Here is a 13,477-nt window from a genome sequence, read left to right on the forward strand (position 1 = left end):
CGGTAGCCGCCGGCGGTCCGGCGGGCCTCAACCGTTCGACCATGGCGGGTCGGTGCGAATCAGCCCGCCGGCGCCAGGACCGCGTCGTCCGGGGCGCCGTAGATCGCCTTGTAGGCGAGGTAGGCGGTCAGTCCTTCCGGGCCGAGCTCGCGGCCCATGCCGCTGGCCTTCACCCCGCCGAACGGGGCGGCGTGCGAGGTGCCGTACATGTTGACGCCGATCGAACCGGTCTCGATCTGCCGGGCGACCTGCAGGGCGCGCTCGACGTCCTGGCTGAAGACGCAGCCGGCGAGGCCGTAGTCGGAGTCGTTGGCGATGGCGATCGCCTCGGCCTCGCCGCTGTAGGGGATGACCGCGACGACCGGGCCGAAGATCTCGTCCCGGGCGATCCGCATGCTGTTGTCGACCTGGTCGAAGACGGTCGGCTCGAGGTAGTAGCCGCGGTCCAGGCCGGTGGGCCGCCCGCCGCCGAGCACGACCCGGCCGCCCTGCTCCCGGCCGAGCGCGATGTACTGCTCGACGCGTTCGCGCTGGGCCTGCGAGATGAGCGGGCCCATGGTCGTGTCCTCCTTGCGCGGGTCGCCGGTGACGGTGGCGGCCAGCGCGGCGGTGACGGCCTGGACCGTCTCGTCGTACCGCGCGCGGGGCGCCAGCACGCGGGTGTGGGAGAAGCAGACCTGGCCGGTCTCCGGCGCGCACAGCCGCGCGGCCTTGGCCGCGAAGAGCTCCATGTCGGCGTCCTCGAGCAGGATGGCGGCCGACTTGCCGCCGAGCTCGAGGGTGACCGGCTTGAAGTCCGCGGCGCAGGCCTGGGCGATCGCGCGGCCGGCCGCCGTGGAGCCGGTGAAGGCGACCTTGCGGACGCCGGGGTGGGCGACGAGCGCGGCGCCTGTGGCGGCGCCGCCGGTGATGACGTTGAAGACGCCGGGCGGGAAGCCGGCCTCGGCGACGGCGTCGGCGAGCAGGAACGCGTCGAGGCTGGTCTGCGGGGCGGGCTTGAGCACCACGGTGCAGCCGGCCGCCAGCGCCGGCGCGATCTTGAACGCGGCCAGGGGCTGGGGGCCGTTCCAGGGCGCGATCAGGCCGGCGACTCCGACCGGTTCCTTCCGCACGAGGGTGTTCGAGCCGCGGTAGGTGCGCAGTTCCTCGAACTCGTAGGTGCGCACGACGCCGGCGTAGTAGCGGTAGAGGTTGGCGGCGCCCATGACGTGCAGGCGCTGCATGGTGACGGGGAACCCGTTCTGCGGCAGGAGGACCTCGACGAACTCGTCCGCGCGTCGGTCCAGCACCGTGGCGAGGTTGTCGAGCAGGTCGGCGCGGGCCGCGGGGGTCAGGCTGCGCCAGGCGTCGGCGGTCAGGGCGGTGTGGGCGGCGCGCACCGCGACGTCGACGTCGGTGTCGTCGGCGTCAGCGATTGATCCGAATTCTTCCTCGGTGGCCGGGTTGGTGATGCCCAGCCGTGCACCGCTGTGGGCGCTTTCGCGGCGACCTGCGACGTAGAGGTGATTCACGTAGGTTTCCACACACAACTCCTGGTGTCTTCCGTCGCTTCGGAAAAGGTCCTGACCGGCTCTTATTACGAGTCAGTTAACTCTGATAGTGTACTCCGGTACATGAGCGTAGTGTCTGTACTCAGCTTCCGCAGCGACGCCACGGGTGGGATCGGCCGCGTGCGCGAGGAGGCATTGCTCCGCGTCATAGCCCGGTCGCGACCATCTCTCGCTAACGTGAAGGAGACCCGGTGACCCGTTTGAGGACGGCTCTGACCTGCTCGATTCTGGCCCTGACCACCACCCTGGCCGCCTGCGGCGGATCCTCTACCAGCTCCGACCCGTCGGCCGCCTCGTCCGGCAAGCCCGACGAGGCCAAGAACGCCGCGGCCACGCTGCGCGTCGTCGTGCCCTCGATCTCGCAGTTCCTCGGACAGCCGTTCCAGGCGGCGTCGCCCCCTCGGGCCGAGTCCACCTCGGCGATCTTCGACGCGCTCACCCGGGTCGACAACACGGGCACGCCCGTGCCGTGGCTCGCCAAGTCCTGGAACCGTGTCAACGACACCACCTGGCAGTTCTCGTTACGCACCGACGTGAAGTTCTCCAACGGCGAGCCGGTCGACGCCGACGCCGTCGTGGCGACCGTGACCACCCTGCTCGGCGCCGCCGGCACCGGCAGCGTCGCCAAGCTGTACAACCCGACGGTGTCCGGGGCGACCAAGGTCGACGCCGCCACCGTCAACATCACCAGCTCCAAGCCCGACGGGGTGCTGCCGCAGGAGATCGCGGCGCTGTACATCGTGCCGCCGAAGTACCTCGCCGAGGTCGGGATGGACGGCTTCGCCAAGGCCCCGATCGGCACCGGTCCCTACACGGTCACGTCGATCAGCAGCACCGAGATCGCGATGAAGGCCAACCCGACGTCGTGGCGGAAGCCGATCATCGGCAACCTCCAGATCAAGCAGGTCGCGGACCAGACGGCGCGGACCAACGCGATCCTGTCCAACGCGGCCGACATCAACACCCTGCTGGACCTCGACCAGATCGACAACGTCAAGGCCAAGAACTTCACGGTCTTCCCGCTGAAGAACCAGGCCGTCTTCCTGCTGCAGTTCATCGCGTCCACGGGTGGCTCGAAGCCGCTGGACAACCCACTGGTCCGCCAGGCGATCAACTACGCCGTCGACAAGGACGCGGTCATCAAGTCGGTGTTCCAGGGCCTGACCACCGTGGCCAGCCAGGGCACCGCCCCCGGCACCACCGGTCACGACGACGGCCTGCAGCCCTACCCGTACGACCAGGCCAAGGCCAAGGACCTGCTCACCCAGGCCGGCTACCCGAACGGCTTCGAGCTCACCGGCGTCTACTCCCTCGGCGCCTTCGCCGGCGACAAGGACTTCCTGGCCCAGGCGCAGAGCGACCTCGCCAAGGTCGGGATCAAGCTGACCATGAAGCAGGAGACCACCGCGAACATGACCAGCTACCTGCTCAAGGGGCAGTGGCCGGCCGACATGTTCACCACGGCCTACCTCACCGCGCCCACCCAGGACGCGACGAAGGCCTACTCCTTCAACAGCTGCCTGCGCAAGCCCGGCTCGTGGTGCGACCAGACCCAGGCGGACCTGATCAGCAAGGCCCTGACTCAGACCGTGGGCACCCCGGAGCGGGCGGAAACGCTCAAGGCGCTCGCCAAGGCGATCCACGACAACCCGCCGGCATTGTTCTTCAACAACGGCCTCAAAGTCATCGCCTACAGCAGCGGTGTGGCCGGTTACACAATCGACAGCTCGACGAACACTTCCTGGGAGACAGTGTATTTCAAGTAGCTGATCTTCCCGACTCGTTCAATGGTGCCGGCACCAGGCAAGACGGTGCCGGCACCTGATCAGAAGGACGATACGAATGGCCGATACCGGAATCAGTACGGGACAATCAGCCGCCGCCGTGCGGGCACTGAGTGTGACCTATCGTCGCGGCGCCCGGCTGGTGCACGCCGCCCGCGACGTCAGCATCGACATTCCGCGGGGCCGCATCGTCGGGCTCATCGGCGAGTCGGGCGCGGGCAAGTCGACGGTGTTGCGGGCCCTGCTGGGACTGACCAAGCCGACCAGCGGCGTCGTCGAGATCGCCGGCACCGACCTGTCGACCGTGTCGGCGAAGGCGGCCCTCGCCCTGCGCAACCGCATCCAGGTCGTCATGCAGAACCCGTACGCCAGCCTCGACCCGCGCTGGTCGGTGGCGGACTCGATCGCCGAGCCGCTGCGGGCCCGGTCCCGGCAGCGCGGCAGCGAGCCGATGAGCAAGGACGACATCGCCCGCCGCGTCGGCGAGATGCTCGACCGGGTGCGGCTGCCCACCAGCAAGCTGCACTCGTTGCCCCGCGAGCTGTCCGGCGGCGAGCGCCAGCGTGTCGCCATCGCCCGGGCGCTGTCGGTGCGCCCGGCCATCCTCGTCGCCGACGAGCCGGTCACCGCCCTGGACAACGTGACCACCGCGGAGATCCTCGGCCTCCTCGAGGAGCTGCACGCCGAGGTCGGGCTGGCCATCCTGATCGTCTCGCACAGCATGTCGGTCATCGCCCAGCTCGCCGACGACGTCCACGTGATGCAGGACGGCCGGGTCGTCGAGTCCGGCTCGGCCGAGTCGGTGCTGGACCACCCGCAGCACCCGCACACCGCCATGCTCATCGCCGCGAGCCGGTACCTCGACGAATGGGACGGCTCGGGCCCCGAACTCACCACGGCGGCGGCGCGATGACCCAGCAGCTCTCCGCGCGGCCCGCAGCCGCCCCGCCGCAGGACGCCAAGGACCCCGTGGCCCGCCGCATCGCGCTGCGGCTCGGGGTGCGGGTGGTCGAGCTGGTCGGGTTCCTGGTCCTGCTCGTCACCGTGCTGTTCTTCCTGGCCCGGGTCCAGGGCGACCCGGCCGTCATCCTGGCCGGCCCCGAGGCGACCCCCGAGGACGTGGCCCAGATCCGCGTGATCTACGGGCTCGACAGCCCGCTGATCATCCAGTACCTCAACTTCCTGCGGCAGTTCCTGCTGTTCGACTTCGGCAACTCGATCACCGAGCGGGTCCCCGCGCTGGACCTCGCCGCCGGCCGGCTCGGCACGACGCTCCTGCTGTGCGTGATCGCGACGGTCATCAACGTCGCGGTCGCCACGCCGATCGGCATCTACATCGGCGGTGGCACCGGTTCCGCCGCCGGCCGCCGCCGCCCGCTGCGCAAGGTCGTCAGCGGCATCGTGCTGGCCACCCAGGGCATCCAGTACTACATCATCGCGCTGCTGCTGATCACCGTGTTCGCGATCAAGCTGCAGGTGCTCCCGGCGATCGGGTTCGACCGGGCCGACTCGTGGATCCTGCCGAGCATCAGCCTCGCCTGGCTGGCGGCGCCGCGCCTGGCCCGGGTCGTGCAGAGCGCCGCGCGGCAGGTCTGGTCCTCGGAGCTGGTGCACACCGCGACCGCGTACGGGTTGTCGCCCGCGACGATCCGCACCAAGTACGTGCTGCCCAACGTTCTGGTGCCGCTGATCGCGACCGCGGGCACGCAGTTCACGCTGCTGCTGTCCGGCGCGGTGATCGTCGAGCAGCTCTTCGGCATCAACGGCCTCGGCCAGCTGCTGGTCGTCAGCGTGCAGAACGCGGACTTCCCGTCGCTGGCCGCCGGCGTCACCCTCATCGGCCTGGTCGTCTTCGCCGTCACCGCGGTGTCGGACGTGCTGTACCGGATCGCCGATCCCCGGCTGAGGAGGAACGGCTGATGGCCACCAGCGGCACCCGGACCTGGCGGCTGCTGCCACGCGGCGTGAAGAGCTCGCTGTACTGGCTGATCAGCCTGCTCATCCTCGGCCTCACCGTGTGGAAGCACGGGGCCGGGCACGCCGAGCAGGACATCCGCAGCCGCCTGCAGGGCCCGAGCGCGCAGCACTGGCTGGGCACCGACGGCGCCGGCCGGGACAACCTCCAGGAGCTGCTGCACGGGCTGCCCTGGTCGGTCGAGGTCGCGCTGCTCGCCACGCTGATCGCCGCGGTCGTCGGCACGCTCGTCGGGGTGACGTCCGGCTGGTACGGGCGCTGGTGGGCGCGGGCGATCCTCCGGCTGGTCGACTTCGAGGTGGCGTTCCCGTTCGTCGTGATGGCGGTCGTCCTGATCGGCGTGCTGGGCCGGGGCACCCTGCAGATCGCGCTGGTGCTCGGTATCGCGCTGTGGCCGCTGGTCGCCCGGGTCGTGCACGGCGAGACGCTGCAGCTGCGCGAGCAGGAGTACGTCGTCTACAGCAACCTCGTGTGGGGCAACGGGCTGCGGGTCATCCGGGAGCACCTGGTGCCGGCCCTGCTCATCCGGGTCGCGGTCGTCAGCGCGTTCGTGTTCGGCGACGTGCTCGGCGCGGCCGCGGCGCTGTCCCTGCTCGGCATCGGGCCGTCGCTGGAGACGTCCTCCTGGGGCAACATGCTGGCCGACGGGCAGCAGTACCTCAACCGCGACCCCTGGATCGCGCTGAGCTCGGCGCTGGCGCTGGTCGTGCTGCTGGTCTTCGTGAACATGCTGGCCGACCGGCTGGCCGCGGCGGCGTCCCGGTCGGGCACGGCGGCCACCATGACGGAGGTGCTCGCACCGGCCGAGGCCGCAGACCTGGACGCGACCGCACCGGCAGATCGGGGAGCGCGATGACCGAGACGACCAACACGACCAAGCCGACCGGTGCGGGCGGGCCGGCCGGGGCGACCCAGCTGGTGGTCGACGTGTCGCAGCTGACCGTCGAGCTCGGTGACCCAGACCGCGGGCACGGGGTGCGGATCGGGCCGGTCGACCTGCGGATCGGGCGCGGCGAGTGCGTGTGCGTCGTGGGCACCTCGGGCGCCGGCAAGAGCACCATCGGCCAGGCGCTGCTCGGCATGCTCGGCCCCGGCGGCCGGGTCACCGGCGGTTCGGTGCGCGTCGCCGGTACGTCGCTGTTCGAGGCCGACGACAAGACGCTGCGTTCGCTGCGCGGCTCCACCGTGACGATGATCTTCCAGGACCCGACCTCCGCGCTGAACCCGGTGCGTCGCCTGGACAAGATCTTCGCCGACGTCCTCAAGGCCCACGGCACCACCGGCAAGGACGAGATCGTGGCGCGGACCCGGGAGGCCCTGACCGCGGCCGAGCTCGACCCGGACGCGGCGATGCGGCGCTACGCCCACGAGCTGTCCGGCGGCATGCGCCAGCGCGTGATGGTGGCCCTCGCCCTGGTCAACCGGCCCGCCGTGATCGTCGCCGACGAGCCGACGACCGCGCTGGACCCGACCACGCAGAAGGAGGTCATCGAGCTGTTCGGCGTCCTGAAGCGGACGAACACCCTCGTGGTGATCACCCACGACCTGCGCGTCGCGCGCCGGCTGGCCGACCGGATCGTCGTGATGAGCCTGGGCCGGATCGTGGAGACCGGCACCGTCGAGGAGATCATGACCGCGCCGCGGCATCCGGTGACGCAGGGGCTCGTCGCCAACCAGAAGTTGACCAAGGTCGTGAAGCGAAGGGACCGGTCCTGAGCCCATGCCGGAAGCCCTGCCGGAAGACCTGTCCGACCTCACGTTCGACACCGTCGTCGCCGGCGGCGGCACCGCCGGCTGCGTGCTGGCCAACCGGCTGTCGGCCACCGGCGAGCGGGTCGCCCTCGTCGAGGCCGGCCCGGACTTCGGCCACAGCCGCGGCGGCGCCTGGCCGCCGGTGCTCAACGACGCGAGGTACGTGCCGACCCCGTACGACTGGGGGTACCACGTCGCGCCGTACGGCTACGACATCCCGTTCATCCGCGGCCGGGTCCTCGGCGGCTCCTCGGTCATCAACGCGGCCGGCATCAACTGGGGCCTGCGCGAGGACTACGCGCGGTGGGTGGAGCTCGGCGCCGAGGGCTGGGGGTTCGAGGACCTCCGGCCGTTCCTGCTGAAGGTCGAGCGGCTCCGCGGCGACGACGCCCCGGGCCGCGGCCGGGACGGCGCGCTGTTCGTCTCCCGCGACCGGGCGACGTCGCCGCTGCTGGACGACCTGCGCCGGGCCTACGCCGCGGCCGGCCTCCCCGGCCCGATCGACGCCTCCGGCCCCGACGCCGCCGAGGGCTGGGGGGACGGCACCCGCAACGCCGACGGCGACGAGCGGTATCACGCCGCCCGGGCCTACCTGGACGACGTACGCGACCGGCCGAACCTCACGGTCATCGGCGACACGCTCATCGACCGGGTGCTGTGGGACGGCGACACGGTGACCGGCGTGGCCGTCGTCCGCGACGGCCGGCCGTCGCAGCTGCGCGCCCGCCGGGTCGTGCTGGCCGCCGGCGCGATCGGCACGCCCACGGTCCTGCAGCGCTCCGGCATCGGCGACGCGGCCGCCCTCGCGCCGATCCTCGGCGACGGGGTGCCGCTGCACCACCTGCCCGGCGTCGGCCGGAACCTGCACGACCACTACGGCAGCCGGCTGTTCATGCGCACGGCGCCCGGCTTCGCCGAGCGGCTGGCGGCGCGCGGGCACGTCCCGGGCACGCGCCAGTCCTTGTTCGCCCGGGTGAAGAGCGACCCGGCGCTGCCCGCGTACGACCTGAGCATCGGCGTCAACCACGGCGACACCGCACCGCCGGACGGCCTGCTGCCGATCACGGTGTTCCTCGTCCACCTGGCCGCCGAGGGCTCGGTGACGATCGCGGACGCGGACCCGCACTCGCATCCGGTCATCGACCTCGACATCGGCCGGGACGAGGACCTCGACGCGATCGCCCGCGGCCTGCGGTGGCTGCGCAGGCGGCTGGCCGACCCGGCGGTGCGCGACTGGTTCGCCCCTGAAGCCGCCCCTGAAGCCTCTGAGTCGGCCGTAGGGGACGCGGACCTGCGCGAGTACGTCCGGCGCAACATCTTCCTGTTCCATCACGCCACCGGCACCGGCCGGCTCGGCCCGGCCCGCGACCCGCTGGCGGTGGCCGGCCTCGACGGGCGCGTCCACGGCTTCACCAACCTGTACATCGGCGACGCCAGCCTCATGCCCAGCATTCCGCGGGGCATGATGATCCTGACGGTCTACGCGATGGCGGAGAAGATCGCCGCCGGTCTGGTGGCGACGGCGCCGGTGCCGCGATGACGCCGCCGCCCGGCCTGACCCGCTGGCGCCCCGGCGGCGCCGGCGTGCGCATGGACCCGGTTCCGGCGGTCGGCGAACACCCCGAACGGATCCTGGCCGGTCTCGGCCGCAGCGCCGAGCAGATCGCCGCCTTACGCGATGCCGGCGCCATCTGAACCAGCAGAAGGAGGTGGCGGCGTGACGGACCTGAACGCTGAGGAACGCGCCGTGGTCGACCTGGTCCGCGACTTCGTCGACCGGGACGTGCGCCCGGTCGCCCGCGACCTGGAGCACGCGAACGAGTACCCGGAGCGGCTCATCGACACGATGAAGGAGCTCGGCGTCTTCGGGCTGGCGATCCCTGAGCAGTACGGCGGGGCGCGCGTGTCCATGTCCTGCTACGTGCAGGTCACCGAGGAGCTCGCCCGGGGCTGGATGAGCCTGGCCGGCGCGATGGGCGGGCACACGGTGGTGGCGAAGCTGCTGCTCGCGTTCGGCACCGAGGAGCAGCGGCAGCGGTACCTGCCGGGGATGGCGACCGGCGCGATCCGGGCCACGATGGCGCTCACCGAGCCGGGTGGCGGCTCCGACCTGCAGGCCATGACGACGACGGCGCGCCGCGACGGCGACGGGTACGTGATCAGCGGCGCCAAGACGTGGATCACCAACGCGCGGCGTTCGCAGCTCATCGCGCTGCTGTGCAAGACCGACCCCGACGCCGTGCCGAAGCACAAGGGCGTGAGCATCCTGCTGGTCGAGCACGGGCCGGGCCTGACCGTCTCGCGGGACCTGCCCAAGCTCGGCTACAAGGGCGTGGAGAGCTGCGAGCTGTCGTTCGACGGCTACCGGGCGCCGGCCGGAGCGCTGCTCGGCGGCGTCGAGGGGCGCGGGTTCGCCCAGATGATGACCGGGCTGGAGACGGGGCGGCTGCAGGTGGCGGCCCGGGCGCTGGGCGTGGGGCGGGCCGCGTTCGAGGACGCGCTGCGCTACTCGCAGGAGCGGCACTCGTTCGGCCGGCCGATCTGGCAGCACCAGTCGGTCGGCAACTACCTCGCCGACATGGCGACGAGGCTGACCGCCGCCCGGCAGCTGGTGCTGTACGCGGCGGAGCGCACCGAGGCCGGGCGGCGGTGCGACCTGGAGGCGGGGATGGCGAAGCTGTTCGCGTCCGAGACGGCCATGCAGATCGCACTCGACGCGATGCGGGTGCACGGCGGCTACGGCTACTCCACGGAGTTCGACATCGAGCGGTACTTCCGCGACGCCCCGCTGATGATCGTGGGTGAGGGCACCAACGAGATCCAGCGCAACGTCATCGCCCGCCAGCTCGTGGAGCGCGGCGGGATCGACGCCTGACCGGCGGGGGCGCGCCCCGGAGCAGGGGTCTCAGGAATATGTTTATCTCTAGTATAGAACTTGAGTACATGATACCGTGCAAGCATTGCGGTACCCCAGTGCAGCGGAGGTGGCGGAATGAGCGGGTGGGACAGGTTTCTGACCGAGCACGACCGGGAGATCGCCGCGCAGGCCGGCTACGGCGCCAGGATGGGGCTCGGCGGCAACGTCGCCGTCCTGCTCATCGACGCCACCTACCTGTTCTGCGGCGACCCCGGGCTCAGCGAGGCTGAGTCGCTGGCGCTGTACCGCAACTCCTGCGGCCCGGCGGCGTGGCGGGCCGTCGAGGCCATGGCCGGTCTCGCCGCCGCCGCCCGCGAGCGCGGCCTGCCGGTCGTCTACACCCGGCCGGTGCGCCCCCGCCCCGACGGGCTCAACCGCGGCCGCTGGCTGGACAAGAACCGCCGCGGCCGCGAGGACATGAAGCCGGCGCCGCGCGCCTTCGACATCGTCGACCCGATCACGCCGGCCCCCACCGACGTGGTGCTGGACAAGGAGAAGCCCAGCGCGTTCTTCGGCACCCCGCTGGCCGCGTACCTCACCGACTGGGGCGTCGACTCGCTGCTCGTCGGCGGCGGCGTCACCAGCGGCTGCATCCGCTCCACGGTCCTGGACGCGTTCTCGCTCAACTACCGCGTCGGCGTCGTGCAGGAGCTGACGTTCGACCGGATCGAGGCGTCGCACTGGATCAACCTGTTCGACCTGGACCAGAAGTACGCCGACGTGATCGGTCTGGCCGAGGCCCACGACTACGTCGCGCGGGCCGAGAAGGGGCCGTTCCATGCGGCTGCCTGACTCCGGGCGCTACGCCTACCGCCCCATCACCGACCGGCCCGCGTTCGCCTGGCCGCACGGCGGCGGCCTGGCCGCCTACGTCGCCGTCAACGTGGAGTGCTTCGCCTACGGCGGCGGCGGGGCGACGCTGACGCCCGGCATGGACCCGCCGAACAGCGAGCACCGCCGGTACGGCTGGCGCGACTACGGCATCAGGGTCGGCCTGTGGCGCATCCTCGACGAGCTCGCCGCCCGCGACCTGCCGGCCGCGTTCCTGCTCAACGCGTGGGTTCCCGAGCTGTACCCGCCGGTCGCCGAGGCGCTGCGCGCGTCCGGCGGCGAGATCGTCGGGCACGGCCGCACCAACTCCGAGCTGCAGGGCGGGATGGCCGAGGACGAGGAACGGACCCTGATCGAGGAGTCCACGGCGCTGCTCACCGCCGCGTTCGGGACCCGCCCGGCCGGCTGGATGTCCCCGGGCGCCACGCAGAGCGCCAACACCCCGGACCTGCTGGCCGAGGCCGGCTACACCTACACCCTCGACTGGCCGATCGACGACCAGCCGGTGTGGCTGTCGACCCGCGGCGGGCCGCTGCTCAACGTGCCGTACCCGCTGGAGACCAACGACTACCCGCAGGTGCTGTCCCGCGGGCACACCGGCCGCGAGTTCGCCGACATCGCCCACGACCACCTGACCGAGATGCTGACCCAGGTGGGCCCGGCGCGGACGCCGCTGGTGTACGCGCTGAGCCTGCACCCGTTCACCGCCGGCCAGCCGCACCGGCTGCACGCCCTGCGCCGGGTCCTGGACCTGCTCGCCGAGCGCCGCGACGACATCTGGCTCACCACTCCCGGCGCCATCGCCGAGCACTACGCGGCGCAGGTGACGGCATGAGCAGGCCGGAGCGCAGCGGAGGGCTGCGAATCGGGATTACAGGGTGGAGCTCAGGCCGGCGCCGGAGCGCAGCGGAGGGGACGGCATGAGCGCGGACGACGCGGTGCGGTACGGCAGCGACGTCATGGTCGACGTCCTGGCCCGCCTCGGCATCGAGCACCTCGCCATCAACCCCGGCGCGACCCTGCGCGGCCTGCACGAGTCGCTGGTCCGCGCGGGCAAGCCCGAGCTGCTGCTGACCCTGCACGAGAACGTCGCCGTCGGCATGGCCCACGGCTACGCCAAGGCGACCGGCCGGCCGATGGGTGTCGCGCTGCACAACCTCGTCGGGCTGCAGACCGGCTCCATGGCGCTGTTCAACGCGTTCCTGGACCTGGTGCCCATGCTCGTCGTCGGCGGCAGCGGCCCGGCCGACGCCGCCCGCCGCCGGCCCTGGATCGACTGGATCCACGCCAGCCGCGACCAGGCCGCGCAGGTCCGCGCCTACACCAAGTGGGACGACCAGCCGGCCGGCCTCGACGCCGCCGTGCACAGCCTCGCCCGCGCCCACAGCATCACCACCGCCTTCCCGCAGGCGCCCGTCTACGTCGCCCTCGACGCCGGGCTGCAGGAGGACGTGGTCAGCGGCGAGCCGCGCAACGCGCTGTGGTCGCCCGCGACCGCGCTGGCCCGGCAGAGCACGCCGACGGTCGCCGACGCCGACCTGCTCCCGGTCGCCGAGGCCCTCGCCGCCGCCGAGCGGCCGCTGCTGCTGGCCGACACCGCCGGGCGCAGCGAGGCCGCGTACCGGGCCCTCGTCGCGCTCGCCGAACGGCTCGGCGCGGGCGTCGTGGACCTCGGCGCCCGGCACAACTTCCCCAACACGCACTGGGCCGACCGCACCCAGCACCACCACGCCGACGTCGCCGAGGCCGACGTGATCCTGGCCGTCGACGTGCGTGACCCGTACTTCGCCCTCGGCCGCACCGACGTCGCCAACCGCGACTTCGCCTGGCTGCCCCGCCCCGGCGCGCGGGTCTTCGTGCTGTCCGGCGCGGCGCTCATCGAGCGGGCCCCGCTGGACCGGGCCGCCGCGGCCTGGGACCGGGTCGAGGCGGTGCTGACCGGCGACGCCGCCGTGGCCCTGCCGCGCCTCGCCGAGATCGTCGCCGAGCTGCCGGTGCCGGGCGCCGCCGAGCGCACCGCGGCCCTGCGCGCCACGGCGAGCGGCCCGGCGGTGTTCCGCGAGCGGCTGTCCCGCGCGCCCGGCGCGTTCGGCCCGGCCCGGCTGGCCGCCGAGACGTTCGAGGCGGTCCGCGGCGGCGCGTGGCAGCTCGCGTTCGGCGCGCTGTACGGCAACTCGCGCCGCGCGTTCGACATGGACGAGTTCAACTGCTACCTCGGCATCTCCGGCGGCGGCGGGCTCGGCTACGGGGTCCCCGCGGCCCTGGGCGCCGCGCTCGCGCACCGCCACGACGACACCCTCGTCGTGGACATCCAGCCGGACGGCGACTTCCTCTACACCGCCCAGGCGCTGTGGACCGCCGCCCACGAGCGGCTGCCGCTGCTCGTGGTGATGGCCAACAACCGCACCTACAACCAGGACCGGATGCACCAGACCGAGATCGGCCACCAGCGCGGCCGCGACACCGACGTGGCCGCCGGCATCGACATCACCGGCCCCGACGTCGACTTCGCCACCCTGGCCCGCAGCCAGGGGGTGGAGGGCATCGGCCCCGTCACCGACGCGGCCGAGCTGCCCGCGACGCTCGCCCGCGCGGCGCGCATCGTGCGCGAGGAGCGCCGTCCGGTGCTGGTGGACGCCGTCATGAACCGCGATCGGAGCTGAACACC

Annotated in this window: 12 protein-coding genes; 11 read left to right on the top strand and 1 reads right to left on the bottom strand. The window is 72.2% G+C overall.

Annotation, left to right across the window (positions count from 1 at the left end; all coding sequences use genetic code 11):
• Positions 1-59: 59 nt before the first annotated feature.
• Positions 60-1,523, bottom strand: a complete 1,464-nt coding sequence (locus ABD332_RS06090; RefSeq protein ID WP_344500360.1) for an aldehyde dehydrogenase family protein — start codon at positions 1,521-1,523, stop codon at positions 60-62.
• A gap of 218 nt (positions 1,524-1,741) precedes the next feature.
• On the opposite strand from ABD332_RS06090, the gene ABD332_RS06095 reads away from it, so the two are divergent.
• The 11 genes from ABD332_RS06095 to ABD332_RS06145 all read left to right on the top strand — a co-directional run bounded on the left by ABD332_RS06095 (position 1,742) and on the right by ABD332_RS06145 (position 13,472).
• Positions 1,742-3,316, top strand: a complete 1,575-nt coding sequence (locus ABD332_RS06095; RefSeq protein ID WP_344500362.1) for an ABC transporter substrate-binding protein — start codon at positions 1,742-1,744, stop codon at positions 3,314-3,316.
• Positions 3,317-3,449: 133 nt separating this feature from the next.
• Positions 3,450-4,247, top strand: coding sequence for an ABC transporter ATP-binding protein (locus ABD332_RS06100; RefSeq protein ID WP_344500364.1), 798 nt, complete (start codon positions 3,450-3,452; stop codon positions 4,245-4,247).
• Entirely contained in the window at positions 4,244-5,254 is a 1,011-nt protein-coding gene (locus tag ABD332_RS06105; protein ID WP_344500366.1) for an ABC transporter permease, read from the top strand. The genes ABD332_RS06100 and ABD332_RS06105 overlap by 4 nt, the downstream gene beginning before the upstream one ends.
• Positions 5,254-6,165: an ABC transporter permease gene (locus ABD332_RS06110; protein ID WP_344500368.1), complete on the top strand. Its 912-nt coding sequence runs from the start codon at positions 5,254-5,256 to the stop codon at positions 6,163-6,165. The genes ABD332_RS06105 and ABD332_RS06110 overlap by 1 nt, the downstream gene beginning before the upstream one ends.
• Positions 6,162-7,025: an ABC transporter ATP-binding protein gene (locus ABD332_RS06115; RefSeq protein ID WP_344500370.1), complete on the top strand. Its 864-nt coding sequence runs from the start codon at positions 6,162-6,164 to the stop codon at positions 7,023-7,025. Before ABD332_RS06110 ends, ABD332_RS06115 begins: the two co-directional genes overlap by 4 nt.
• A 4-nt stretch (positions 7,026-7,029) precedes the next feature.
• Positions 7,030-8,601: a GMC family oxidoreductase gene (locus ABD332_RS06120; RefSeq protein ID WP_344500372.1), complete on the top strand. Its 1,572-nt coding sequence runs from the start codon at positions 7,030-7,032 to the stop codon at positions 8,599-8,601.
• Positions 8,598-8,756: a hypothetical protein gene (locus ABD332_RS06125; protein ID WP_344500374.1), complete on the top strand. Its 159-nt coding sequence runs from the start codon at positions 8,598-8,600 to the stop codon at positions 8,754-8,756. The genes ABD332_RS06120 and ABD332_RS06125 overlap by 4 nt, the downstream gene beginning before the upstream one ends.
• 22 nt (positions 8,757-8,778) lie before the next feature.
• On the top strand, positions 8,779-9,936 hold the full coding sequence (locus ABD332_RS06130; RefSeq protein ID WP_344500376.1) for an acyl-CoA dehydrogenase family protein: 1,158 nt from the start codon (positions 8,779-8,781) through the stop codon (positions 9,934-9,936).
• 117 nt (positions 9,937-10,053) lie between these two features.
• Entirely contained in the window at positions 10,054-10,770 is a 717-nt protein-coding gene (locus tag ABD332_RS06135) for an isochorismatase family protein (protein WP_344500378.1), read from the top strand.
• Positions 10,757-11,644 (top strand): polysaccharide deacetylase family protein, encoded by an 888-nt coding sequence (locus tag ABD332_RS06140; RefSeq protein ID WP_344500380.1) that lies wholly within the window; start codon positions 10,757-10,759, stop codon positions 11,642-11,644. The genes ABD332_RS06135 and ABD332_RS06140 overlap by 14 nt, the downstream gene beginning before the upstream one ends.
• Positions 11,645-11,729: 85 nt before the next feature.
• Positions 11,730-13,472 (top strand): thiamine pyrophosphate-binding protein, encoded by a 1,743-nt coding sequence (locus ABD332_RS06145; RefSeq protein WP_344500382.1) that lies wholly within the window; start codon positions 11,730-11,732, stop codon positions 13,470-13,472.
• The last annotated feature ends 5 nt before the right edge of the window (positions 13,473-13,477 follow it).

This window comes from Dactylosporangium maewongense, from assembly GCF_039531485.1.
Classification (GTDB): Bacteria; Actinomycetota; Actinomycetes; order Mycobacteriales; family Micromonosporaceae; genus Dactylosporangium; species Dactylosporangium maewongense.

Coding starts and splice junctions, on each gene's coding strand:
- ABD332_RS06140 (WP_344500380.1), top strand. CDS start 10,757: ATGCGGCTGCCTGACTCCGGGCGCTACGCCTACCGCCCCATCACCGAC.
- ABD332_RS06105 (WP_344500366.1), top strand. CDS start 4,244: ATGACCCAGCAGCTCTCCGCGCGGCCCGCAGCCGCCCCGCCGCAGGAC.
- ABD332_RS06120 (WP_344500372.1), top strand. CDS start 7,030: ATGCCGGAAGCCCTGCCGGAAGACCTGTCCGACCTCACGTTCGACACC.
- ABD332_RS06145 (WP_344500382.1), top strand. CDS start 11,730: ATGAGCGCGGACGACGCGGTGCGGTACGGCAGCGACGTCATGGTCGAC.
- ABD332_RS06125 (WP_344500374.1), top strand. CDS start 8,598: ATGACGCCGCCGCCCGGCCTGACCCGCTGGCGCCCCGGCGGCGCCGGC.
- ABD332_RS06115 (WP_344500370.1), top strand. CDS start 6,162: ATGACCGAGACGACCAACACGACCAAGCCGACCGGTGCGGGCGGGCCG.
- ABD332_RS06135 (WP_344500378.1), top strand. CDS start 10,054: ATGAGCGGGTGGGACAGGTTTCTGACCGAGCACGACCGGGAGATCGCC.
- ABD332_RS06110 (WP_344500368.1), top strand. CDS start 5,254: ATGGCCACCAGCGGCACCCGGACCTGGCGGCTGCTGCCACGCGGCGTG.